Here is a 20,700-nt window from a genome sequence, read left to right as displayed (position 1 = left end):
TGGGCGCCAACGGGTTTCGGTGCAGGTGGTGGAGAGGAGGAGGATCGAACTCCCGACCTTCGCATTGCGAACGCGACGCTCTCCCAGCTGAGCTACCCCCCCACTGCGTCCGCAATTTTAGCGCATCTGAAGCCACGGGTCGTGCCGACGCCTATGGCGTCATTGGATTCCGAAGGTTAGAAAGCAGTGCTTTCTCACGCGACGCTGGAGACGCCCCGATGGCCCGCTACGACACCGCCTGGCTCGACCTGCAATACAACAACCGCGCCCGCATACCGGAGCATCCGCAGATCTTCGAACGCTGGGCGCGCGCTTCGGCGCTGGCGCGCGAAGGCCTGTCGCACCGCTTCGACGTTCGCTATGGCGACGGCCCCAACGAGACGCTCGACATCTATCCCACCCACACCCACCGGGCGCCGGTGCTGGTGTACATCCACGGGGGCTACTGGCGCTCGCTGGACAAGCGCGACCAGTCGTTCCTGGCGCCGTCGTTCGTGCAGGCCGGTGCGATGGTGGTGATGCCCAACTACGCGCTGTGTCCGGCCGTGCGCATCGAGGACATCACGCTGCAACTCGTGCGGGCGCTCGCCTGGACATGGCGCCACGCGCCGCTCTACGGTGGCGACGCCTCGCGCATCGTCGTCGCGGGCCATTCGGCCGGCGGCCATCTCGCGGCGATGCTGCTGTCGTGCGACTGGCAGGCGGTCGACGCCGAACTGCCGCCCACGCTGGTGCGTCGGGCCCTGGCGGTGTCGGGACTGTTCGACCTGGAGCCCATCCGCCATGCGCCGTTCCTGCAGGCCGATCTGCGGCTGACGGAGGAGTCGGCGCAGCGTCTGAGCCCGGCGGGCTTTCCGGCGCCGGCCGGCGCCTTGTATGCCGCGGTCGGGGCCGAGGAGAGCGACGAGTTCCTGCGCCAGAACCAGATGATCCGCGACGCCTGGGGATCGAAGGCGGTCCCGGTGTGCGAAACCGTGCCCGGCACCCACCACCTGAGCGTGCTGCACGAGCTGGCCGATCCGGGCGCCCGCCTGCATGCGCTGGCGCTCGACCTGCTCGGCGTCGCCAAGCGCTGAGGATGAGAACCACTATCGTTAACCCTATTCCCATTGTCGGCATCAATACATCGCATTGAAGCTTTGTATTGGCGTCCGACATCGCGCTGCGATAGGGTTCTGGAGTGCCCCTCGCGCCGCGGGTGGCCGTTCGTCTTCCCTCACTCTGAACACTAGGAGAGCGACATGGGCTTGAAAGGATCGAAGACCGAGCAGAACCTGAAGGACGCTTTCGCCGGCGAATCGCAGGCCAATCGCCGCTACCTGTACTTCGCGAACAAGGCCGACATCGAAGGTCAGAACGACGTCGCCGCGCTGTTCCGTTCCACCGCCGAAGGGGAGACCGGGCACGCACATGGTCACCTGGAGTTCCTCGAAGCCGTCGGTGACCCGGCCACCGGCCTGCCGATCGGCGCCACCCGCGACAACCTCAAGGCCGCCGTCGCCGGCGAGACCCATGAGTACACCGACATGTACCCGGGCATGGCCAAGCAGGCGCGCGAAGAGGGCTTCGACGAGATCGCCGACTGGTTCGAGACGCTCGCCAAGGCAGAGCGCTCGCACGCCAACCGCTACCAGAAGGCGCTCGACGCGCTGGCGGACTGAGCAGCCACGGCAGCACAACGGAACGAGGGGCTTCGCGCCCCTTGTTCCTTTGTCAGCACGACATCAGGAGACTTCATGAATCGCGAAGGCAGCCTCGAAGCGCCGACCCGCCACCCCATCGCCTGGAAGAGCGCCGACTACTACGACGAGGCCGCCTGCGAGAAGGAGCTCGAGCGCATCTTCGACATCTGCCACGGCTGCCGCCGCTGCGTGAGCCTGTGCCACTCCTTCCCGACGCTGTTCGACCTGGTCGATGCCACCGCCGACGGTGAAGTGCACGGGGTGGACAAGAAGGATTTCTGGAAGGTCGTCGACCAGTGCTATCTGTGCGACCTGTGCTACATGACCAAGTGCCCGTACGTGCCGCCGCACCCGTGGAACCTGGACTTCCCCCACACGATGCTGCGCGCCAAGGCCATCAAGTTCAAGCAGGGCGGCGTCAGCAGCGGCGAGCAGTTCCTCGCATCCACCGACGTGCACGGCAAGTTCGCGGGCATTCCCGTGGTGGTGCAGGCGGCCAACGCGATCAATCGCACCAAGCCCGCGCGCAAGCTGCTGGACAAGGCGCTGCACGTCCATCCCGACGCCTGGCTGCCCGAGCTGGCCACCAGCCGCTTCCGCTGGAGCGCGAAGAAGCAGGGCGCCGCCACGCTGGTCAAGGACGGCAATCGCACGCCCGGCAAGGTGGCGATCTTCTCCACCTGCTACGTCAACTACAACGAGCCGGGCATCGGGCACGACCTCATCAAGCTGCTCGAGCACAACGAGATTCCGTACACCATCGTCGAGAAGGAGCAGTGCTGCGGCATGCCCAAGCTCGAGCTCGGCGATCTCGACGAGGTGGCCAGGCACAAGGAAGCCAACATCCCCGTGCTCGCGCGCTATGCGAAGGACGGCTACGCGATCCTGACGGCGGTGCCGAGCTGCACCCTGATGTTCAAGCAGGAGCTTCCGCTGATGTTCCCCGAATGCGCCGACACGCAGGCGGTGAAGGAGGCGATGTTCGATCCGTTCGAGTACCTGGTAGCCCGTCATCGCGACGGGTTGCTCAAGACCGATTTCAAGCACGACCTGGGCAAGGTCAGCTACCACATCCCCTGTCATGGCCGCGTGCAGAACATCGGCCGCAAGACCGAGGAGATGCTCAAGCTGATCGGGCAGACCGTGACCGTGCAGCTCAACACGGTGGAGCGCTGCTCCGGCCACGCCGGAACCTACGGCGTGAAGACGCCGACACACAAGATCGCCATGAAGATCGGCAAGCCGGTGTTCAAGGCGATGGCCAAGGACCAGCCGGACTACATCAGCTCCGACTGCGCGCTCGCCGGCCATCACATCGCCCAGGGCATGCAGGTGAACGAGCTTCCGGCGGCCGCGCTGCAGCATCCGCTCAGCCTCGTGCGCAAGGCCTACGGGCTCTGATTGCCCAGGAGGAACGTCGCATGGCCACCATCACCCCCGACAGCCTGATGACGCTGGAGGCCTACGCCAAAGTCCGCAAGACGCAGCGCCAGCAGGCCATCGCCCACCGCAAGCTGCGCACGGTGCGGCTCGGCGAGCACATCGGCGTCCAGTTCGAGGACGAAGAGACCATCCGCCGGCAGATCCAGGAGATGCTGCACATCGAGAAGATCTTCGACGAGGACGGCATCCAGGGCGAGATCGACGCCTACGCGCCCCTAGTCCCCGACGGCACGAACTGGAAGGCGACGATGCTGATCGAGTACCCCGACGTGCACGAGCGCAAGCGCGAGCTGGCGCGGCTCATCGGCGTCGAGGACCGCATGTTCGTCGAGGTCGAGGGCCACCCGCGCATCTACGCCATCGCCGACGAGGACCTGGACCGCGAGAATGACGAGAAGACCTCGTCGGTGCACTTCCTGCGCTTCGAATTCCCGTCCACGGCGCGCGAGGCGGTCCGCGCCGGCGCCGCCGTCAAGCTGGGCTGCGACCACACCAACTACCCCGCGCACGTCGTCATCGAGCCGGAGACGCTCGCCAGCCTCGCCGGCGACTTGAGATAAGCGGCGCCGGGCGGCATCATTGCCGTCCCCATGGCCCGCATCGAATTCACCCAGCAGCTTCGCCGCTTCACCGAGACGCCGGTCGTCGAGACGGCGGCCGCGACGCTGCGTGATGGGCTGGAAGCGGCGTTCGCCGTGAACCCGCGGCTGCGCGGCTATGTGCTCGACGACCAGGCGCACCTGCGCGCCAATCTGGTCGTCTTCATCGATGGGCGGCGCTGCGAGGACCGCCTGTCTCTCGACCAGTCGCTGGCGCCCGGCAGCCGCGTGCACGTGCTGCAGGCGCTCTCCGGCGGCTGATCTTCATCCCGAGGAGCCGACAATGACCGACCGCGCCTGGGTGGCGACCCGCAAGGGCCTGTTCGAGATGCGCCGCGGGGCGGGCGGCTGGTCCATCGCCAACGTCGGCTTTCTCGGCGAGCCGGTGTCGATGGTGCTGCCGCCCACCGCATCGCAACGCATGCTGGCCGCCCTCAACCTGGGCCACTTCGGCGTGAAGCTGCATGCCTCGGACGACGGCGGGGGAAGCTGGAACGAGGTGACCACACCGACGTACCCCGAGCAGCCGGCGGACGCGAAGGGCCCCGCCTGGAAGCTGGTGCAGATCTGGTCGCTCGCGGCGCAAGGCGACACGGTGTATGCCGGCACGCTGCCCGGAGGCCTCTTTCGTTCCGACGACCGCGGTGCGAGCTGGCAGCTGAACGAATCGCTGTGGCACCAGCCGGGCCGTGCCGAATGGTTCGGCGGCGGGTACGACGTGCCCGGCATCCATTCGATCTGTCCGCATCCGACGAACGCCGGCGAGCTGTTGGTCGGCATCAGCTGCGGCGGCGTCTGGGCCACGCGCGATGGCGGCCGAAGCTGGAGCACGCAGGCGCGGGGCATGCGGGCCGCCTACATGCCGCCCGAGCGGGCCGAGGACCCCAACATCCAGGACCCGCATTGCGTGGTGCGCTGCACGGCCCGGCCGGAGGTGCTGTGGACGCAGCATCACAACGGCATCTGGCGCTCGGCCGACAACGCCGAGTCGTGGCAGGAGGTGACGACGGCGCCGCTGTCGAGCTTCGGATTCGCCGTGGCGGTGCATCCCGACGACGCCGACACCGCGTGGTTCGTGCCCGGCGTGGCCGACGAGAAGCGCGTGCCGGTGGACGGCGCACTGGTCGTCAACCGCACCACCGATGGCGGCAGGAGCTTCGAGACGCTGCGCGCCGGCCTGCCGCAGTCGGGCTGCTACGACCTCGTGTACCGCCACGGCCTGGCGGTCGCGCCGGATGGCCGACATCTCATGATGGGAAGCACCACGGGCGGCCTGTGGGCCAGCGACGACGGCGGCGAGTCCTGGACGACGGTGTCCAACCTGCTGCCGCCGATCTACGCGGTGCGATTCGGCTGAGCCGCCTGCGTGGAGGCCTTCGCGACATCGCCGTCGCGGTACCACCAGCGCCCGTCTTCGCGCACGAAGCGGCTGACTTCGTGCAGCCGGTGGGCGCGTCCGCCCAGCTTGCTGCGAGCCACGAACTCCACCGTGCCGTGATCGGCGTCGTGCATCTCATGCCGGCGCACCTCGAGTCCGAGCCATTGCAGTCCCGGCGGATCGGGGTCCAGCGATGCCGGCCGCGTGTCGCGGTGCCATGTGGCCAGGAGGTAGTCGTGCAGGCCCAGCGCGAAGGCGCTGTAGCGCGAGCGCATGAGCGCCTCGGGCGTGGGCGCGCTCAGGTGCTGCGCGCCGGCATGGAAGCGGCCGCAGCACGCGGTGTAGGCGAGGCCGCTGCCGCAGGGGCACGGCGACGAGCTCATGGCGCCGTGCTGGCGAGCGTCAGCTCCCAGGTCTCGCCGATGAGGTCCTGCCCGAAGCTGTGATGCGGCTCGCTGGCCGTGAGCAGGTAGCCCTCGTGCATGTAGATCGCTCGTGCCGCCGACAGCACGCTGTTGGTCCACAGGCGGATGCGCTGATAGCCGGCCTCGCGGGCGAAGCGCGTGCATTCCGCGACCAGCCGCTTGCCGAGACCGAGACCACGAGCGGCGGGCTCCACCAGCAGCAGCCGAAGCTGCGCCACGCCGGGCAGCACCTGCTGCGTGGTGTCGTCGCGGGCCTGGACCAGGCACACGCAGCCGACGTTCGCGCCGTCGCGCTCGGCGACCCAGCAGGCTTCGCGCCGGGCGTCGAAGCGCTCGATGAAGTCGGCGGCGATGCGTGCCACCAGCGCCTCGAAGCGCATGTCCCACTGGTACTCCTGCGCATACAGCGCGCCGTGGCGCGACACCAGCCATCCCATGTCGCCCGGCCGATGCGGGCGCAGCAGGTAAGCGCTGCCGGCGCCCCGAGGCGAATCGTCGAGCAGGCGTTCGACCTCGCCGAGCGCCGACAACAGCCGATGCTGCTGGCCGTCGTCCAGCCGGGCGAGCAGGGCGCCGGTCTCTTCCTGCGAGCGCGTGTTGAGCGGCGCGAAGGCGCGGCGGCCGGCGGCAGTCAGCGTGAGCAGCTGCTGGCGCGCATCGGTGGTGGAGCGCGTGGACTTGATGAAGCCGCGCTCCTTGAAGCCGCGCAGCAGGCGGCTGAGGTAGCCGATGTCGAGGTCGAGCCGGCCGGCCAGCCCGGTGACGGTGACGCCGCGGCTGTCGGGCGGCAGGTGGGCCAGCTCCCACAGCAGGCGGGTCTCGGTGAGAGTGAAGCTGGAGTGCAGCACGCCTTCGCGCAGCACGCCGATGCGGCGGGTGTAGAAGCGGTTGAAGCGGCGCACGGCTTCGATGCGCTCGGGGAGGCTGGCGGCGGCGGACATGCCGGGACTATGGCCCATATGGTTGCCCAAAGCAAGCAATTGATTGCCTCAGTGCAGGCATCGATCTGGGCCGCGGCGTGAGGGCATTTCGCACGCTTCCATTCCCGGTGCTCGGTCTTTGCACCCTGGCTTTCCCTGTGGTGGCAGATACTGTATAAAAATACAGTCATCAAATGGACGCCATGCCCCCTGTCGCTGCTTCTCCTCCTGCTGCGGTGTTCGCCGGCACCCGCCATCCGGGGCTGGCAGCGGAACTGCGTCCCGCGCGGGTGCGTGTCGAGGCGCCGGAAGTCCTGCATCCCGCCCTGTGGCTGGGCCACCAGCTCGGCCGCCACACCGACCAGGCCGTGAGCAGCGGATTTGCAGCGCTCGATGCGCAATTGCCAGGCGGAGGCTGGCCGCGCCGGGTGCTGAGCGAGCTGCTGCTTCCGCATCCCGGCATCGGCGAAATCCGCCTGCTCGGCGCCTCGCTCGCGGCCATCCAGCAGGCCGGGCGGCTGGTGATGATGTTCGATCCGCCGCACGCCCTGTCGGGCTGGGCGCTGTCGCAGCTCGGGCTCGAGGTGGCGCAGCTGCTGGTCGTGCACACGCGCTGCAAGGTGGTGGCCGGCAGTGACAGCCTGTGGGCGCTCGAGCAGGCGTTGAAAAGCGGCCACGTGGGCGCGGTGGTCGCCTGGCTGCCGCCGCGGCTGCGCGCCGAGCGGCTGCGGCGGCTGCAGCTGGCAGCCCAGGCCCACGATGGTCCCGCCTTCGTGTTCCGCGAGATGGCGGCGCAGCAGCGTCCTACCGCGGCACCGCTGCGGCTGGCGCTGCGCGCAGGAGGCGCCGACACCCTGCAGCTGCGTCTGCTGAAGCGGCGCGGCCCGCCGCTCGACACCCCGCTGCAGATCGCATTGCCGCCGGTGCTGTCGGCTTCGGCACACAGCCGCGCCGAAGCCGCTGTCCGGGCCGAGCCGGCCCCGTCTGCGCTGCAGACGGCCACCTTCATCAACCTCGCGGCATGACCGAACGCCAAGCCTTCCCATGCTGTGGGTCGCCCTGCATCTGCCCCTGCTGTCGCTGGAGTCCTTCGCGACCACCCTCGCCCCGCTGGGGGAGGAGGCGGGCCCGGCACCGATCGCGCTGGTCGATGCGCACCACATCGTCAGCGCCAATGACAGCGCGCAATCGCTGGGCGTCAAAAGCGGGCTGAAGCGTGCCACCGCGCTGGCGCTGGCGCCCCACATCGTGCTCGGGCAGGCCGATGCGCTGCGCGACCTGCAGGCCATCACCGCGGTCGCTCATGCGGCGCTGGCCTTCACGCCGTCGGTCACACTGGAGCCGGCGGGTGATCCTCAGGCAGCGCCGCACACCGTCCTGCTTGAAGTGCACTCCAGCCTGCGCTACTTCGGTGGAAAACGGCCCCTGCTGCGCCGGCTGCAGTCGCAGCTGAGGCCGCTGGGGCACCGGGTGCACTGCGCCACCGCGCCCACCGCCCAGGGCGCGGCGCTGCTGGCGCGCCTGCCCGAAGCGCCCGAAGGCCGACACGCGGTCGACCTGGCCGCGCTGAACCGCCTGCTCGACGCCGCGCCGGTGTGGCTGCTCGGCCCGGGCCGCGAGCACTGGGAGGCGCTGCAGGGCATGGGCCTGCACTGCCTGTCCGATCTGCAGGGCCTGCCCCGCAGCGGGCTGGCGCGGCGCTTCGGCGAGCCGCTGCTGGCCGAGATCGACCGGGCGCGCGGTCTGCAGCCCGATCCGCGCACCTGGATCAGCCTGCCCGATCGCTTTGAGAGCCGGCTCGAACTCTTCGCGCGGGCCGACACCACCGAGCAGGTGCTGCACGGCGCCGCCATCCTGCTGGCACGACTGGTGGCCTGGGCCGGGGCCCAGCATGCGCAGGTGCGCCGCTTCACCTTGCACATGCAGCACGAGCCGCGCCACCGCCGCGACACCGCCACGCCGGCCGACAGCACGCTGGAGATCGCACTGGCCGAGCCTTCGCGCGACATCGCCCACCTGCTGGTGCTGCTGCGCGAACGGCTGGCGCGGCTGCAGCTGGCCGCGCCGACGCTCGAACTGCGTCTGAGCTGTGCCGACATCGCCCGCGGCGCCCCGCCCAACGGCGAGCTCTTTCCCACGGCCAAGAGCGAACGCGAAGGACTGATTCGTCTGGTGGAGCGGCTGCAGGCGCGGCTGGGCCACGAGCAGGTGCAGCGTCTGAGCCTGGTGGAAGATCACCGGCCCGAATGCGCCACCGCGGTGGAAAGGGCCGAAGCGTCGCTGCGCGCATCACGCGTCGCGCGGCCGCCACCGCCGGCCGGCCCGCGGCGACCGGTGTGGCTGCTGGCCGAGCCCGAGCTCCTGCACGAGCGCCAGCTGCGCCCGCTGCTCGAGGGTCAGCCGCTGCAACTGCTGTGCGGCCCCGAGCGCATCGAGACCGGCTGGTGGGATGCGGCGCTGGCCGAGCGCGATTACTTCATCGCACAGGCGGGCGACGGGGCGCTGGTGTGGATCTATCGGGCGCGGCTGCCGTCGGCGGGGCAGGGCTGGTTCCTGCAGGGGCGATTCGGGTGAGGGTGCTTGCCGTCACACCTTCTCGGTCTTCATCGGCTCCGGCTCCACCTTCAGCGGCTCGCGACCCAGGCGCTCGTACTCCGAAATCACCTGCGCCCCGAACAGCAGCAGCGTGGCGCCGATCTCCAGGCTCAGCAGCACGACGATGGCGGTGGTGAGAGACCCGTACACCAGGTTCACCTGCGACAGCGTCGCGAAGTACCACACCAGCAAATGGCGCGTCACCTCCCACAGCAGGGTCGCCGTCACCGCCCCGATCAGCGCATGACGCAGCGACAGGCGACCCACCGGCATCACCAGGTACACCGAGGTCAGCACGAACACCTCGCCGCTGACGCCGACGAGATACAGCAGCACGCCCGACACACCACCCAGCGACCAGCGGTGGCCCTGGAATTGCACGCTTTCCTGGCCCATCGCCTGCAGGCTGCCGGACACCAGCGTGACGATCAGCATGCCGACGCCCAGGCTGAGGATGTAGCAGTACGGCAGCAGCGCCGAGATCACGAAGTGCCGGCGCCGCACGGCCACGCGGTGGATGAAGATCACCGACATCGCGTTCTCGAGCACGGTGAAGGCCAGCGAGCTGAAGAACAGCATGGTCGCGAACAGCACCCAGCCGATCACGTCGCGATGGTCGAGGAAGTTCTTCAGCTCGCCGACGATGGCCTGGGACTGCCCCGGCAGCAGCCACTCGAGGTAGTGGGCCAGCGTCTCCAGCAGCTCGGCTTGGTCGATGACGTGCGACAGCGCGATCACGAACAAGATGAGCAGCGGCACGATGGACAGCAGCGCGTAATACGCCACGGCGCCCGCCAGCAGCAAGCCCTGGTTGGCTCGAAAGGCTTTCAGCGTCTGGAGCGCGAAGGCGCCGGGATGCTGAAGGACCTGCGCGGCCGGTGCCTTCTGATCCATGGATCGTGTGTCGGGTTGGAAAGCGCAACGAACCCGACGGGCGCGAGGCCGCGCCGGGATGATCACCTCGGTGCGGCAAGCGGCGTGCCGCAGCCTCCAGACATCACGGCCAGTGCCGCGCGAATACCGATGCCACCGAAGGATGCGCCTCGATGCGCTCGAGCACCGAAAGGAACTCGGGGCGGTGCGTTCGCAGATGCGGCCGCGTGCCGGACCACCTGGACACGACGGCGGCCAGGAAGTCGAGTGCGCCGGGCTCGTCGCCGCTGAGGAAGGGGCGCGCGGCAAAGGTGTCGGCAAACATCTGCCAATGCTGATGCAGGCGCCCGCGGGCCGCGCGGCGGATGCGTTCGTTCGCCGCCTCGTCGGGGTCGGCGATCCAGCGCTCGGGGAAGTCGATGATGCTGATGGCCGAGTAGCAGTTGGCGGTAATGAACACCAGGCCGCGGATGGACTGGGCGCGGGCAGTCGCGTCGGCGGGCAGCAGCCCCGACGCGGGGAACGAGAGCCCCAGGTGGACGAGGATGGCGGCGCTTTCGGTGAGCACGCTGCCGTCGGGCAATTGCAGCGTCGGGACCTGCCTCAGCGGATTGAGCTTCTCGAGCTCGCCGAGCGCCGAGTCGGGCTCCCACGAGGAGGCGCGGATGATGCGAAACGGCGCGCCGGTGCGCTCCAGCGCCACCTCGACGGCCGCGGAACCGGATCCCTGACTGCCGTACAGGGTGTGCAGGCCTTCCGTCTCGCTCATTCGATCGGCTCCATCAGGTGCTTGCGATTGGCAGGCGGCTCGTAAGGTTCGGGCCAGAACTCGACCTGCCGGTGGATGCGGCCGTCGCGCACCGTGAAGAAGCTGATGGCCCGGCCGTGCTGCACGCCGTCGGTGACGCTGACATCGGACACCGCCTCGCTGTCATTGCCGACGACGCGGTGCACCTCGAAGCGCCACGGGCCGTGCGCAGGGAATTCGCTGTTCATCGCTGCGAAGCGCTCGCGGCCGCGCAGGCGCTCGTTCGACAGCGGCCAGTCCATCACATAGTCATCGGCCAGCACCGCGCCGACCGCGTGGAAGTTGTTGGTGGCCATGAGTCGCCAGTATTCGCGCACCACGTCGATGGCAGACAAGGACATGCAGTTCACCTCGGGAGTACGCCGCCGAAAGCCTGGCGGCCGGCTGCCGCGGACGCATGGGACACATGCACCCGCTCGAAGGGAAGGCGCGCGAATGGTCGCGGCGGCGAATGGGCCCCGGTGCAGTCGTGGCTCACGGCGCACCGGGGTTGTCGCGAGCCATGCGGGCCAGGTAGACGTCCAGGCCGGCGTCGCCCAATGGCTTGGCCATCACGCGCAGGTCGTTGACCCGCTGTCCCATGGCGATGCTGGTGCGCTGGCGGACCTCGGTGTAGCCCATGCGCTGCCAGAAGCGCTCGGCCCGCTCGCGTCCCTTGACCACGCCAAGGCGGATCCAGCGTCCGCCCGCGTTACGCATCCAGTGCTCGAGCCCGCCGTGCAGGGCCTGGGCAGTGCCGCTGCCGTGCAGCGACGACGCGACGATGAACAGCCCGATGTGCCAGGTGCCTTCGACGAGGAAATCGGACCAGACGTTGGCCACGCCGGCCAGCGCGCCGCGGTCGTCGACAAAGCCCAGCAGCCACTTCTTCGTGTACGACCAGCCGGCGGGAGGCGAATCGTTCAGCTCGCGCAGCGCTTCGTCCTGCTCGGCGGGCTGGCCGGTGGCGCCGACGAAGTAGTCGGGATTGGCGTCGAAGAAGGCCTGCAGCGCTGGCACGTCCGCCGCACCGAACTCGAGCGCACGCAGCGTGCCGACCGCGAAGACCGGGATGCGTGTCGCCAGGCGAAGCTGCGGTCTTGCCCGCTGCGGCGATCCCTCAATGGGCGCAGCCACCGTGCCGACGCGGCGGGCGCCGCAGGCGAGGTAGAAGGGCTCGGCATGCGGGTCGGCGTCGATGGCGATCTCGCTCGCGCCGTGCTCGGCGGCCAGTTGCAGGGCATGTGCCAGCAGCCCGCGCCCGATGCCTTGTCCGACGTGGTCGGGATGGACCCACAAGTGCTCGAGCTGCAACTCGTCGCCGGGATGATCGAGCGCGTAGAAACCGACCACCTCGCCGCGGACCTCGGCCACATGGACATGCAGGGCGGAAATCGATTCCGGCGCGAGCGTCAGGTCGGCTCGCCATGCGTCGATCTGCGCCGGCGAGTAAGGCCAGCGGCCTTTCGCCGCGAGGGCGATGGTCGACAGACGTTCGGCCTCGTTCGCGAGCGCGGGACGGATGTTCATCGCTCAGCTCGCGCCACTGCGCGGACCATGATGTACTTGACGATGCCCGGCGCGTATCCGTGAAGCTCGAGCTTCGGCTCGTAGCCCAGCGAGCGGTACAGGCCGGGCGCCTGGAAGCTGAAGGTCTCGAGATAGAAGGTGCTGCAGCCGCGCTCGGCGGCGCGGTGCTCGAACTCGCGGACCAGCCGCGTGCCGATGCCGCGACCGCGCAGGGGTTCTTCGACCCACAGCTGCTGCAGCTCGCAGCATTCGCCCCAGGTTCGCCCGACCGCGCCGCCGATGACCTGCCCCGACGCTGTCCTGGCAAAGCAGGACAGCGGCCGCACCTCGTGCAGCGGCGCCGCCGATTCGTTGTATCGACCCAGGCCGTCGTCGACCATGCGGCCTTCATCCGCAGGCACGTCGTCGTGGACGGTGAAGCTGGGGAGGTCCTGGGCGTTCATGGAGGGGTGATGCCGGCGACCAGCGGCTTGCTCAGCACGACGCTGCGATACACCTTGCCGCGCCACTGCACCGAGCCCACCGGGCGGTAGCCGAGCCGGCCGTACAGCTCGACGAGGTGCGTCGCCGGCTCGGCAGTGTCCATGGCGAGCTCGGTGTATCCGCGGTCGGCGGCCCACTGTTCGGCCAGCTGCAGCAACTGTCGTCCCAGCCCGCGGCCCTGGTGATCCGGGTCGACGGCGAACTGGTGGACGCAGGCGACTCCCGGGCGCGTGAAGTACTCGCAGTTGCTCTTCGCGTGGGTGGGCTGGGCGAGGAGGGTCCCGACCAGCGACGCACCGTGCGTGGCCACCCAGCAGGTGCCGCCTTGTATGCGCTGCGCGGTCGTCTCGGGTGTCTGGTCCACGGCGGTGTAGTTGAGGCCCATGCGCGCGAGGCTGGCGTAGGCACGGTGGAGCAGCGTGGTGAGCTCGACGAGCGAGTCCGAGGGCTGCAGCAGACGAATGCTGGGCATGACGATGGAGTGTGCTGTTCAGCCCATCCTAGCGGGCGGGTGTGTGCGGGTCGGGCGGCATGATGCCGCGGGAGCGCATCAGGGCGATCACCCCGTGCGGAACGGGTCGGCATGCGCAGTGGCTTGCATGAGCCAGATGCCAGCGGATGCGCTCATCGGCCGAGGGGCGCGGCGGCATACGGTTCTGCTCGTGCCATAGCCGGTTGGTGATGCCCATGAGCGCCGCTCAACCGAAGCGCGCCGCTGATCTGGCACGGGCACGCGCGGCCTCGATCTCGCGATCGCGCGGATCGGCGGTGGTGACGAGCGAGCCGATCAGCACGCCGGCCGCGGCGGCGACGTCTTCGACCGCGCGGTCGAAGGCGGCCTGGTTGGCCTTGGACGGGCTGTTGAAGCCGCTGAGCTTGCGCACGAACTGCAGCGAAGCGGCGCGTATCTCCTCCTCGGTGGCGGGAGGTTCGAAGTTGAAGAGGGTCTTGATGTTCCTGCACATGTCACGCTGCTCCCTGGGACGCCGCTTCGGCGACCTCGTAGTGACGGACCATGCGGTCGTACTCGACCATCATGTGCTCGACCTTCGTCGGCACGACGGCGATGTCGACCGGGTCGCCGGCGAACGCACGGATGGCGTCGATGGAGATCCAGTGCGTGACCACCAGGAATTCCACCCCTTGGGGCACGTCACGGCGAAGAATGGCGGCATCGATGAAACCGGGCAGCTCGCGCAGTGCCGGAAAGGTTTCGGCTCGCAGATGATCGATGTAGGCCGAGGCGGCGTCGGGCTTGGCGATGCCTCGCCAATGGCGCGCGATGATGCGTCGCTCCATCACCGCGGGGCAGCCGCGTTGGAGCGGCGAAGGTCTTCGATGGACTCGGGCGACAGCCACAGCACGGTGTTCAGGTAGGTCTCGATCAGAGAGATGATCGATTCGCGGGGTCCCTGTCGCCAGGCGTCGGAGCCGTAGAACGCGTCCTGCTGCGCATGCAGATCATCGAGATCGGCGTATGCGCGGACGAGGAAGTAAGTGTCGGGCTCGTGGGCCGACGGCCCGTGTGCGACGACGTCGGTGTTCCAACTGCGCAGCAGCGGGATGACCGTGGAGACAACAGCGTCATGGAACTGCGCGGCGCTGCCGGGCTTGAGCTTGTAGGAGCGAATTTCAACCAGAAGTTTCATGGTGGTGACCGGCTCGTGTCGCGGGGCCGTCACCGGTTTGGCGCCGGCACCCGGAGGATGCGGCGCGTATCTTCGCCGAGTTGGCAGAGAGCGGGACGCTCGCGCGCATTGGCACCAATCGCGTTGCGGGCGTTGGTCATCAGCGGGGTTTGCGCGAGGCCATGGCCGTTCGCGTCGCGCGCGGCGACTCAGCGGGCGGTGTCGAGTGTCTTGCGACCCAACACGACGCAGGCACCGCGGATCTTGGCTTCGAGCACTTCGCAGATCGCGCCCCGCTCGATCCTCGGCCGGACATTCGAACTCCAGCGCGTCAGGCGCGCAGGTGTCCAGCAGGTCTTCGACGTCATGGGCGTTCAGGCCTCCAGTTGGCGCGGGACGATTCTTTCCGGCGTGGCTGCGGTCATGGGGAGGGGGACGTCAAGGTGACCGCTGCGCCGGCGCGCAAGGTGTTGTGGATTTCGGCCACGGCGTCGGTCTGGCGCAGCAGCTCGGCGATGGCCTCCGGCGGCGCCGTCGATGCAATGCGCGCGCTGTAGCGGATGTCGGTGGCGGCCAGGCCGATGCCCGGGAATTGCGCGCTGGCTTCCACCTCGACGCCATCGAGGGGAATGCCCAGGCGCTGTGCCTCGCGGTACAGGTCGTTGCAGTAGCAGGTGGCAATGGCCAGCATCAGCAGCTCGCCGCCGTTGAGCGCGGAGCCGCCCTTGGGCTTGGGTGCGATGTGCACCGGCTGGGCCACGTCACCGGTGCGGACCGTGGCTTCGTGCTGGCCCGGCTGATTCTTGACGAGAGCAGCGATCTCCATCGGTTGCGCCTTCAGTGCAGGTGAATGAGAGGGTCACCACCAAGCTTAGGGCTGCACGGGCCCGCGCCAGCGATGACCTCGCATCGCGGCGCACCGTTCACAGCGGCTTGCGGTAGACGATGAAGCCGGAGTCCTGCCCCACTGCGTCGTACAGACGCCTGGCGACGGTGTTGGTGGCCTGCGTATGCCAGTACACGCGCCCGGCGTCGGCCGCCTTGGCATGCACGGCCACCGCCTCGATCAGCGATCGGCCGACGCCCTGTCCACGCGCCTGCTCGTGCGTGAACAGGTCCTGCAGGTAGCAGGTGGGCGCGATCTGAATCGTGCTGCGATGAAAGAGGTAGTGCGCCAGGCCGAGCAGGCGTCCCGACACATCGGCGACGAGCGCATGAACCGGCTCGGCCGGGTCGAAGAAGCGCTCCCAGGTGGCCCGCGTCACGGCCTCGGCAAGCGCGCTGTCGCCGTGGCGGCCGTAGAACGCGTTGTAGCCGTCCCACAGCGGCTTCCATGCATCGAAATCCGCACGTGCCACGGGACGCACGGCGACGGCGCTCGGCTCAGGCTTCATCCAGGTACCCCCGCTCGAAAGCCTGTGCCTGATCCGCGAAGATCGCCATCGCGGTCGTCATGCGGCGGAAGCCGAATTTGCGATAGAAGGGCTCCTTGCCGGGGACGGCGTAGAGAATGATCTTGCGGTGCCCGCGTGACAGGCTCACGAGTCGGCCGATGATCTCCTTGCCGAGGCCCGTTCCCTGGTGACTGGGCAGCACGGCGACGTCGCAGATGTAGGAGCAGTCGACCCCGTCCGACAGTGCGCGGCCGACACCCACCAGCCGGCCGCCGTCGCGCACGAAGCAGCGGAAGCGGCTGTTGGAGAAGGCGATCTGCAGATCGGCGGCGTTCTTGTTGCCGAGCGGGGCCGCACGGTACAGCGCGGCGAGCTCGTTCCAGTCGAGGTCGGCGGTGGAATCGGACCAGGCGAGGGACATGCGGTCTCCTGCGGATGGGTGTGCACAAGCCGGGACGCTTGCTACGGCATGCGCGGCACGCGCTGCGCCGGATCGTAGAAGAACTGCTCCTCGGCGATGCGCTCGCCTTCCCACCGCTGCCAGGCCAGCTCTTCCATGCGCGTGACGGTTCCGTCCAGCCACTCGAAGCGAAAGATCCAGCGGACGACCACGTGGTCGCCGTTCACGAAGACCGGACGCACGCACTGCGACTGCACTGACCGCGCCCGGGCGAGCACCTTGCGCTCGTTGGCCACGTGCAGTGCGCGACCCACCCGGGGCTCGCCGAGGTTCTCCCGCATCGAGGAGTTCTCCGCGTAGAACTCCTCGACCGCTTCGGCGTGAGCGTTCTCTTCGACACGGGCGATGAAGCGTTCCAACGTTTCGGGGCTCGGCATGGTGGGCTCGGTGCGAGAAACGGTTCGCGCAGCGGTGACGCCTGCACGGCAGGGTGGCGGTTTGCTTTCGGCTACTCCGGCTGAGGGCCCTCGTAGCCCTCGATGATGACGACGTCGGCCGTGGACACCGGCAGGCGAAGCTGCATGGCCTCCTGGTACTGCGGGGAGTGCCAGCAGTCCAATGCCGCCTGATAGCTCGGGAACTCGATCACCGCATTGCGCGGACGGCTGCTGCCTTCGGGATTCTCGAACCGACCGGCGCGAACGAGAAAGCGGGCACCGTATTCCTTCAGCGGGGCGGCGTTCGCGGCGATGTAGGCCTTGTACCGCTCCGGGTCCGCGACGTCGACCCGCACGATCCAGTATCCCTTGGTCATTCAAACCTCACGATGCAGTGGACGGGGAGGCGATTGTGCCGCCGGGCCGCGGCAGGCGTTGTTGAGGCCTTCACAGCGCCAGTTGCATGGGGCGAAAGCCCGGCGGAAGGGGCTGATTGGATTCGCGCGGAACGAAGCCGAGCCGTTCATAGAAGCCGACGGCGTGCGAGGCCGCGTTGAGAAACAGCGCCTGCTTGGGGCTTCTGCCGCTGCACGCAACGCTGGCTGTCGCGACCAGACGGCGGCCTATGCCCGTGCCCTGGACGCGCTGGTCGACGAACAGGCTGCACAGGTTCCAGAAGTCCTTCACGAGCACGACGCCCACCAGCTCATCGCCCAGGACCGCCTTGATGTGGACGCACTGTTGCGAGTGGGTGAGCCAGTAGTCGACATTGCGGTTCACGTTCGCGAGGGTGTCCAGGCGAACCGATGCATCGGCGAGGCTGGCCACGATGACACGCTCCATGAGCCGGCGTACCGGTTCGGCTTCCGCTGGCGCGACGGCGCTCAGCCTTGCTTCGGGGCTGTCCTTGTCCATGAGGGGGCATTGTGCATCCATACTGTATGGAAGTACAGTAGTTTCGCGCACCAGAGCTTTCCCATGCTTCCTCCCTACGCCGAACTCCACTGCCGCAGCAACTTCAGCTTTCTCACCGGTGCCTCGCACCCCGAAGAGCTGGTCGAGCGGTCGCAGGCGCTGGGCTACAGCGCACTGGCCATCACCGATGAATGCACGGTGGCCGGTGTCGTGCGGGCGCATGCGGAGGCCGAGCGCTGCAAGCTGCACCTCGTCATCGGCAGCGAGATGCGGCTGCATCTGCCCGACAGCGGAACGCCGCATGCACGGCTGGTGCTGCTGGCGCAGACGCGGCGCGGCTACGGCAACCTGTCGCACTGGATCACCGTGGCCCGGCGCCGCGCGGCCAAGGGGGCTTACCTGGCGCATCCAGGCGACGTCGAAGGCAAGATCCCCAACGCCCCCACGCTGGCCGGCCTGCCCGACTGCCTGGCCTTGCTGGTGCCGCACGCCGCGCAGCCATTCGAGGAAGTCTTCGCCCACGCGATGTGGCTGAGGACCTGGTTCCAGGATCGCGCCGCCATCGCCATCGAGCTGCTGCACCGCGCCGGCGATCCCGAGCTGGTCGACATGGTGCGGCGCGTGGCGCAGTTCACCGAGCTGCCCATCGTCGCGGCCGGCGACGTGCTGATGCACCTGCGCTCGCGCAAGCCGCTGCAGGACACGCTCACCGCCACCCGGCTCAATGTCCCGGTGGCGCAGTGCGGTCTGGGGCTCGCGTCCAACGCCGAGCAGCACCTGCGCTCGCGCGGGCGGCTCGCCGCGCTGTACGAGGCGCAATGGCTGGAGAACACGCTGGTGCTGGCGGGCCGCTGCCGCTTCTCGCTGTCCGAGCTGAAGTACGAGTACCCCGAGGAGATCGTGCCGCCGGGCGAAACACCCACCAGCCATCTGCGCAATCTCACCTACGCCGGCGTGCCCAAGCGCTTTCCGCAAGGGCTGCCCGACCATATCCGTGCGCAGATCGAGCACGAGCTCGCGCTCATCCGGCAGCTTCGCTACGAGCCTTATTTCCTCACCGTTGCCGACATCGTGCGCTGGGCGCGCGAGCAGGGCATCCTCTGCCAGGGACGCGGGAGCGCCGCCAACTCGGTGGTGTGCTACTGCCTGCAGGTCACCGAGGTCGATCCCAAGCGCGCCTCGCTGCTGTTCGAGCGCTTCATCAGCGCAGAGCGCAACGAGCCGCCCGACATCGACATCGACTTCGAGCACCAGCGCCGCGAAGAGGTCATCCAGTACATCTACAAGAAGTACGGACGCCATCGCGCCGCGCTCACCGCGGTGGTCATCTGCTACCGGCCGCGCTCCGCGGTGCGCGACGTGGGACGCGCGCTGGGCATCGACCTCCAGCGTATCGACGCAGTGGCCAAGGGCCAGCACTGGTTCGACGGGCGCAGCATCAGCGCCGAGCGCCTGCGCGAAAACGGCTTCGATCCCGAGGCGCCGCTGGTTCGGCTGTGGGTCGAGCTCACGCAGCAGCTCATCGGCTTTCCACGCCACCTGTCGCAGCATCCCGGCGGCTTCGTCATCGCGCGCGACCAGATCGAGCAGCTCGTGCCGGTGGAGAACGCTGCCATGCCCGAGCGCAGCGTCGTGCAGTGGGACAAGGACGACCTGGACACGCTGGGCCTCATCAAGGTCGACGTGCTGGCGCTCGGCATGCTGAGCGCAATGCGCCGCTCGCTCGCCTTCATCGGCCAGAAGAAGGGCCGGGTGTTCGAGATGCAGGAGATCCCCGACGAGGACCCGGCCACCTACGACATGATCTGCCAGGCCGACACCGTGGGCGTGTTCCAGATCGAGAGCCGCGCGCAGATGAGCATGCTGCCGCGGCTGAAGCCGCGCACCTACTACGACCTGGTGGTCGAGGTCGCGATCGTGCGGCCCGGTCCCATCCAGGGCGGCATGGTGCATCCGTACCTGCGCAACCGCACGCTGGAGGACAAGGACATCGACTGTCCCGAGGAGATCCGTCCCGCGCTGATGCGCACCAAGGGCGTTCCGATCTTCCAGGAGCAGGTGATGCAGATCGCGATGCTGGCCGCCGACTTCACCCCCGGCGAAGCCGACAAGCTGCGCCGCGCCATGGCCGCCTGGAAGCGCAGGGGCGGCCTGGGGCCGTTTCATCAGCGGCTGGTGGGGCGCATGGTCGACAAGGGCTACGACCGTGACTACGCCGAGAGCATCTTCAAGCAGATCCAGGGCTTCGGCGAATACGGCTTCCCCGAAAGCCACGCCGCCGGCTTCGCGCTGCTGGCCTACGACAGCAGCTGGATCAAGCGCCACCACCCCGACGCCTTCCTCGCCGGCCTGCTCAACAGCCAGCCGATGGGCTTCTATGCCCCCGCCCAGCTGGTGCGCGACGCGCGCGAGCACGGCGTGAGGGTGCTGCCGGTCGACGTGACGGTCAGCGTGTGGGAGTGCGTGCTGGAAGGCGAGGGCGAGGGTGACGGACTGCGCGCCGTGCGCCTGGGCCTCAACCGCGTCAGCGGGCTGTCGCAGGAGGCCGCGGAGCGCATGGTGAACGCGCGCGGCGAGCAAGCCTTCGCCGGCATCGAGGACCTGGCGCGCCGCGCTCGTCTCAATGCCCACGACCTTCAGGTGCTGGCCGAAGCCGATGCGCTCAAGAGCCTGGCCGGACATCGTCACCAGGCGGCCTGGGGCGTGGCCGGCATCGACACCCGGCCCACCGAGATGCTGCGCTCCACCCGCGTGCACGAGGCGCCGGCGCAGCTGGCGCCGCCCAGCGAGGTCGACGACACGCTGGCCGACTACCGCGCGCTGGGCCTCACGCTCAACCGACATCCGGTGGCGCTGCTGCGCGACACGCTGGCGCGCTTTCGCGTCGAGCCGGCTGCCGTGCTCAAGACCTACCCTGGCGGGCGGCTGGCGCGCGCCAGCGGGCTGGTCACCCACCGCCAGCGCCCTGAAACCGCCAAGGGCACGGTGTTCGTCACGCTGGAAGACGAGACCGGCCAGGTCAATGTCATCGTCTGGCCCAAGGTGGTCGAGACGCAGCGCCGGCCGCTGCTGGGATCCACGCTGCTCACGGTGTACGGGCAATGGCAGCGCGAGGGCGACGTGATGCACCTGGTGGCGATCAAGCTGATCGATCACTCGCAGCTGCTGCAGGGGCTGGCGGCGAAGAGCCGGAATTTCCGGTGACGGGCGC

General features: G+C 68.7%; 28 protein-coding genes and 1 tRNA gene. 9 read left to right on the top strand and 20 right to left on the bottom strand.

What is annotated here, in order from left to right; translation table 11 throughout:
• Positions 1 to 26: 26 nt before the first annotated feature.
• Positions 27 to 102: transfer RNA gene (locus tag P7V53_RS18865), tRNA-Ala, on the bottom strand.
• A 116-nt stretch (positions 103 to 218) separates the two neighbouring features.
• On the opposite strand from P7V53_RS18865, the gene P7V53_RS18860 reads away from it, so the two are divergent.
• From P7V53_RS18860 to P7V53_RS18835, 6 genes are all read left to right on the top strand, one after another.
• Positions 219 to 1,076, top strand: coding sequence for an alpha/beta hydrolase (locus tag P7V53_RS18860; RefSeq protein WP_280151056.1), 858 nt, complete (start codon positions 219 to 221; stop codon positions 1,074 to 1,076).
• A 165-nt stretch (positions 1,077 to 1,241) separates the two neighbouring features.
• Positions 1,242 to 1,661: a rubrerythrin family protein gene (locus P7V53_RS18855; protein WP_280151055.1), complete on the top strand. Its 420-nt coding sequence runs from the start codon at positions 1,242 to 1,244 to the stop codon at positions 1,659 to 1,661.
• Positions 1,662 to 1,736: 75 nt separating this feature from the next.
• A complete protein-coding gene (locus P7V53_RS18850) occupies positions 1,737 to 3,083 on the top strand; it encodes a heterodisulfide reductase-related iron-sulfur binding cluster (RefSeq protein ID WP_280151054.1) in 1,347 nt (448 codons plus the stop codon).
• 20 nt (positions 3,084 to 3,103) lie between these two features.
• Positions 3,104 to 3,685, top strand: coding sequence for a DUF3501 family protein (locus P7V53_RS18845; RefSeq protein WP_280151053.1), 582 nt, complete (start codon positions 3,104 to 3,106; stop codon positions 3,683 to 3,685).
• Positions 3,686 to 3,715: 30 nt separating this feature from the next.
• Positions 3,716 to 3,985, top strand: a complete 270-nt coding sequence (locus P7V53_RS18840) for a MoaD/ThiS family protein (RefSeq protein WP_280151052.1) — start codon at positions 3,716 to 3,718, stop codon at positions 3,983 to 3,985.
• A 22-nt stretch (positions 3,986 to 4,007) separates the two neighbouring features.
• Positions 4,008 to 5,081, top strand: coding sequence for an exo-alpha-sialidase (locus P7V53_RS18835; protein WP_280151051.1), 1,074 nt, complete (start codon positions 4,008 to 4,010; stop codon positions 5,079 to 5,081).
• On the opposite strand, the gene P7V53_RS18830 is transcribed toward P7V53_RS18835, so the two are convergent.
• A complete protein-coding gene (locus tag P7V53_RS18830; protein ID WP_280151050.1) occupies positions 5,060 to 5,485 on the bottom strand; it encodes a YchJ family metal-binding protein in 426 nt (141 codons plus the stop codon). The genes P7V53_RS18835 and P7V53_RS18830 overlap by 22 nt on opposite strands.
• A complete protein-coding gene (locus P7V53_RS18825) occupies positions 5,482 to 6,468 on the bottom strand; it encodes a helix-turn-helix domain-containing GNAT family N-acetyltransferase (protein ID WP_280151049.1) in 987 nt (328 codons plus the stop codon). The genes P7V53_RS18830 and P7V53_RS18825 overlap by 4 nt, the downstream gene beginning before the upstream one ends.
• A gap of 173 nt (positions 6,469 to 6,641) precedes the next feature.
• Here P7V53_RS18825 and imuA point away from each other — a divergent pair, with 173 nt between their 5' ends.
• Positions 6,642 to 7,472, top strand: a complete 831-nt coding sequence (imuA, locus tag P7V53_RS18820; RefSeq protein ID WP_280151048.1) for a translesion DNA synthesis-associated protein ImuA — start codon at positions 6,642 to 6,644, stop codon at positions 7,470 to 7,472.
• A gap of 19 nt (positions 7,473 to 7,491) precedes the next feature.
• The gene (locus P7V53_RS18815; protein ID WP_280151047.1) at positions 7,492 to 9,021 is read left to right on the top strand and encodes a DNA polymerase Y family protein; all 1,530 of its coding nucleotides are present in this window, start codon (positions 7,492 to 7,494) and stop codon (positions 9,019 to 9,021) included.
• Between the two features lie 12 nt (positions 9,022 to 9,033).
• On the opposite strand, the gene P7V53_RS18810 is transcribed toward P7V53_RS18815, so the two are convergent.
• From P7V53_RS18810 to P7V53_RS18730, 17 genes are all read right to left on the bottom strand, one after another.
• Entirely contained in the window at positions 9,034 to 9,936 is a 903-nt protein-coding gene (locus P7V53_RS18810) for a YihY/virulence factor BrkB family protein (RefSeq protein WP_280151046.1), read from the bottom strand.
• Positions 9,937 to 10,039: 103 nt separating this feature from the next.
• Positions 10,040 to 10,684: a glutathione S-transferase family protein gene (locus P7V53_RS18805; RefSeq protein ID WP_280151045.1), complete on the bottom strand. Its 645-nt coding sequence runs from the start codon at positions 10,682 to 10,684 to the stop codon at positions 10,040 to 10,042.
• Complete coding sequence (locus P7V53_RS18800) at positions 10,681 to 11,064, bottom strand: nuclear transport factor 2 family protein (protein ID WP_280151044.1); 384 nt, start codon at positions 11,062 to 11,064, stop codon at positions 10,681 to 10,683. Before P7V53_RS18800 ends, P7V53_RS18805 begins: the two co-directional genes overlap by 4 nt.
• 133 nt (positions 11,065 to 11,197) lie before the next feature.
• Complete coding sequence (locus P7V53_RS18795) at positions 11,198 to 12,232, bottom strand: GNAT family N-acetyltransferase (RefSeq protein WP_280151043.1); 1,035 nt, start codon at positions 12,230 to 12,232, stop codon at positions 11,198 to 11,200.
• Entirely contained in the window at positions 12,229 to 12,675 is a 447-nt protein-coding gene (locus tag P7V53_RS18790) for a GNAT family N-acetyltransferase (protein ID WP_280151042.1), read from the bottom strand. The genes P7V53_RS18795 and P7V53_RS18790 overlap by 4 nt, the downstream gene beginning before the upstream one ends.
• Positions 12,672 to 13,187 (bottom strand): GNAT family N-acetyltransferase, encoded by a 516-nt coding sequence (locus tag P7V53_RS18785; protein WP_280151041.1) that lies wholly within the window; start codon positions 13,185 to 13,187, stop codon positions 12,672 to 12,674. Before P7V53_RS18785 ends, P7V53_RS18790 begins: the two co-directional genes overlap by 4 nt.
• A gap of 28 nt (positions 13,188 to 13,215) precedes the next feature.
• Positions 13,216 to 13,404, bottom strand: coding sequence for a hypothetical protein (locus tag P7V53_RS18780; RefSeq protein WP_280151040.1), 189 nt, complete (start codon positions 13,402 to 13,404; stop codon positions 13,216 to 13,218).
• A gap of 9 nt (positions 13,405 to 13,413) precedes the next feature.
• Positions 13,414 to 13,680: a DUF2277 domain-containing protein gene (locus P7V53_RS18775; protein ID WP_280151039.1), complete on the bottom strand. Its 267-nt coding sequence runs from the start codon at positions 13,678 to 13,680 to the stop codon at positions 13,414 to 13,416.
• 1 nt (position 13,681) lies between these two features.
• Positions 13,682 to 14,014 carry an antibiotic biosynthesis monooxygenase gene (locus tag P7V53_RS18770; protein ID WP_280151038.1) on the bottom strand — a complete coding sequence of 111 codons (333 nt, stop codon included), beginning with the start codon at positions 14,012 to 14,014 and terminating at the stop codon, positions 13,682 to 13,684.
• On the bottom strand, positions 14,014 to 14,364 hold the full coding sequence (locus P7V53_RS18765) for an NIPSNAP family protein (protein ID WP_280151037.1): 351 nt from the start codon (positions 14,362 to 14,364) through the stop codon (positions 14,014 to 14,016). Before P7V53_RS18765 ends, P7V53_RS18770 begins: the two co-directional genes overlap by 1 nt.
• 188 nt (positions 14,365 to 14,552) lie before the next feature.
• Positions 14,553 to 14,711, bottom strand: coding sequence for a hypothetical protein (locus tag P7V53_RS18760; RefSeq protein ID WP_280151036.1), 159 nt, complete (start codon positions 14,709 to 14,711; stop codon positions 14,553 to 14,555).
• A gap of 53 nt (positions 14,712 to 14,764) precedes the next feature.
• A complete protein-coding gene (locus tag P7V53_RS18755) occupies positions 14,765 to 15,169 on the bottom strand; it encodes an OsmC family protein (protein ID WP_280151035.1) in 405 nt (134 codons plus the stop codon).
• A gap of 97 nt (positions 15,170 to 15,266) precedes the next feature.
• Positions 15,267 to 15,737: a GNAT family N-acetyltransferase gene (locus P7V53_RS18750; RefSeq protein ID WP_280151034.1), complete on the bottom strand. Its 471-nt coding sequence runs from the start codon at positions 15,735 to 15,737 to the stop codon at positions 15,267 to 15,269.
• Entirely contained in the window at positions 15,727 to 16,158 is a 432-nt protein-coding gene (locus tag P7V53_RS18745; RefSeq protein ID WP_280151033.1) for a GNAT family N-acetyltransferase, read from the bottom strand. Before P7V53_RS18745 ends, P7V53_RS18750 begins: the two co-directional genes overlap by 11 nt.
• A 41-nt stretch (positions 16,159 to 16,199) precedes the next feature.
• On the bottom strand, positions 16,200 to 16,574 hold the full coding sequence (locus tag P7V53_RS18740) for a nuclear transport factor 2 family protein (RefSeq protein WP_280151032.1): 375 nt from the start codon (positions 16,572 to 16,574) through the stop codon (positions 16,200 to 16,202).
• Between the two features lie 71 nt (positions 16,575 to 16,645).
• Positions 16,646 to 16,951, bottom strand: a complete 306-nt coding sequence (locus P7V53_RS18735; RefSeq protein ID WP_280151031.1) for a DUF1330 domain-containing protein — start codon at positions 16,949 to 16,951, stop codon at positions 16,646 to 16,648.
• Between the two features lie 70 nt (positions 16,952 to 17,021).
• Positions 17,022 to 17,489, bottom strand: coding sequence for a GNAT family N-acetyltransferase (locus P7V53_RS18730; RefSeq protein ID WP_280151030.1), 468 nt, complete (start codon positions 17,487 to 17,489; stop codon positions 17,022 to 17,024).
• Between the two features lie 63 nt (positions 17,490 to 17,552).
• Between P7V53_RS18730 and P7V53_RS18725 the strand changes: the two genes are divergently transcribed.
• A complete protein-coding gene (locus P7V53_RS18725; protein WP_280151029.1) occupies positions 17,553 to 20,693 on the top strand; it encodes an error-prone DNA polymerase in 3,141 nt (1,046 codons plus the stop codon).
• Positions 20,694 to 20,700: the final 7 nt, after the last annotated feature.

Origin of the sequence: Piscinibacter sp. XHJ-5 (assembly GCF_029855045.1) — a bacterium.
Classification (GTDB): domain Bacteria; phylum Pseudomonadota; class Gammaproteobacteria; order Burkholderiales; family Burkholderiaceae_C; genus Albitalea.
This window is presented reverse-complemented; position numbering and strand designations above follow the sequence as displayed.

What these genes read in the sequence shown, in the direction of transcription:
- P7V53_RS18860 (WP_280151056.1), top strand. Translation starts at nt 219, where the DNA reads ATGGCCCGCTACGACACCGCCTGGCTCGACCTGCAATACAACAACCGC.
- P7V53_RS18855 (WP_280151055.1), top strand. Translation starts at nt 1,242, where the DNA reads ATGGGCTTGAAAGGATCGAAGACCGAGCAGAACCTGAAGGACGCTTTC.
- P7V53_RS18850 (WP_280151054.1), top strand. Translation starts at nt 1,737, where the DNA reads ATGAATCGCGAAGGCAGCCTCGAAGCGCCGACCCGCCACCCCATCGCC.
- P7V53_RS18845 (WP_280151053.1), top strand. Translation starts at nt 3,104, where the DNA reads ATGGCCACCATCACCCCCGACAGCCTGATGACGCTGGAGGCCTACGCC.
- P7V53_RS18840 (WP_280151052.1), top strand. Translation starts at nt 3,716, where the DNA reads ATGGCCCGCATCGAATTCACCCAGCAGCTTCGCCGCTTCACCGAGACG.
- P7V53_RS18835 (WP_280151051.1), top strand. Translation starts at nt 4,008, where the DNA reads ATGACCGACCGCGCCTGGGTGGCGACCCGCAAGGGCCTGTTCGAGATG.
- P7V53_RS18830 (WP_280151050.1), bottom strand. Translation starts at nt 5,485, where the DNA reads ATGAGCTCGTCGCCGTGCCCCTGCGGCAGCGGCCTCGCCTACACCGCG.
- P7V53_RS18825 (WP_280151049.1), bottom strand. Translation starts at nt 6,468, where the DNA reads ATGTCCGCCGCCGCCAGCCTCCCCGAGCGCATCGAAGCCGTGCGCCGC.
- imuA (WP_280151048.1), top strand. Translation starts at nt 6,642, where the DNA reads ATGGACGCCATGCCCCCTGTCGCTGCTTCTCCTCCTGCTGCGGTGTTC.
- P7V53_RS18815 (WP_280151047.1), top strand. Translation starts at nt 7,492, where the DNA reads ATGCTGTGGGTCGCCCTGCATCTGCCCCTGCTGTCGCTGGAGTCCTTC.
- P7V53_RS18810 (WP_280151046.1), bottom strand. Translation starts at nt 9,936, where the DNA reads ATGGATCAGAAGGCACCGGCCGCGCAGGTCCTTCAGCATCCCGGCGCC.
- P7V53_RS18805 (WP_280151045.1), bottom strand. Translation starts at nt 10,684, where the DNA reads ATGAGCGAGACGGAAGGCCTGCACACCCTGTACGGCAGTCAGGGATCC.
- P7V53_RS18800 (WP_280151044.1), bottom strand. Translation starts at nt 11,064, where the DNA reads ATGTCCTTGTCTGCCATCGACGTGGTGCGCGAATACTGGCGACTCATG.
- P7V53_RS18795 (WP_280151043.1), bottom strand. Translation starts at nt 12,232, where the DNA reads ATGAACATCCGTCCCGCGCTCGCGAACGAGGCCGAACGTCTGTCGACC.
- P7V53_RS18790 (WP_280151042.1), bottom strand. Translation starts at nt 12,675, where the DNA reads ATGAACGCCCAGGACCTCCCCAGCTTCACCGTCCACGACGACGTGCCT.
- P7V53_RS18785 (WP_280151041.1), bottom strand. Translation starts at nt 13,187, where the DNA reads ATGCCCAGCATTCGTCTGCTGCAGCCCTCGGACTCGCTCGTCGAGCTC.
- P7V53_RS18780 (WP_280151040.1), bottom strand. Translation starts at nt 13,404, where the DNA reads ATGGGCATCACCAACCGGCTATGGCACGAGCAGAACCGTATGCCGCCG.
- P7V53_RS18775 (WP_280151039.1), bottom strand. Translation starts at nt 13,680, where the DNA reads ATGTGCAGGAACATCAAGACCCTCTTCAACTTCGAACCTCCCGCCACC.
- P7V53_RS18770 (WP_280151038.1), bottom strand. Translation starts at nt 14,014, where the DNA reads ATGGAGCGACGCATCATCGCGCGCCATTGGCGAGGCATCGCCAAGCCC.
- P7V53_RS18765 (WP_280151037.1), bottom strand. Translation starts at nt 14,364, where the DNA reads ATGAAACTTCTGGTTGAAATTCGCTCCTACAAGCTCAAGCCCGGCAGC.
- P7V53_RS18760 (WP_280151036.1), bottom strand. Translation starts at nt 14,711, where the DNA reads ATGACGTCGAAGACCTGCTGGACACCTGCGCGCCTGACGCGCTGGAGT.
- P7V53_RS18755 (WP_280151035.1), bottom strand. Translation starts at nt 15,169, where the DNA reads ATGGAGATCGCTGCTCTCGTCAAGAATCAGCCGGGCCAGCACGAAGCC.
- P7V53_RS18750 (WP_280151034.1), bottom strand. Translation starts at nt 15,737, where the DNA reads ATGAAGCCTGAGCCGAGCGCCGTCGCCGTGCGTCCCGTGGCACGTGCG.
- P7V53_RS18745 (WP_280151033.1), bottom strand. Translation starts at nt 16,158, where the DNA reads ATGTCCCTCGCCTGGTCCGATTCCACCGCCGACCTCGACTGGAACGAG.
- P7V53_RS18740 (WP_280151032.1), bottom strand. Translation starts at nt 16,574, where the DNA reads ATGCCGAGCCCCGAAACGTTGGAACGCTTCATCGCCCGTGTCGAAGAG.
- P7V53_RS18735 (WP_280151031.1), bottom strand. Translation starts at nt 16,951, where the DNA reads ATGACCAAGGGATACTGGATCGTGCGGGTCGACGTCGCGGACCCGGAG.
- P7V53_RS18730 (WP_280151030.1), bottom strand. Translation starts at nt 17,489, where the DNA reads ATGGACAAGGACAGCCCCGAAGCAAGGCTGAGCGCCGTCGCGCCAGCG.
- P7V53_RS18725 (WP_280151029.1), top strand. Translation starts at nt 17,553, where the DNA reads ATGCTTCCTCCCTACGCCGAACTCCACTGCCGCAGCAACTTCAGCTTT.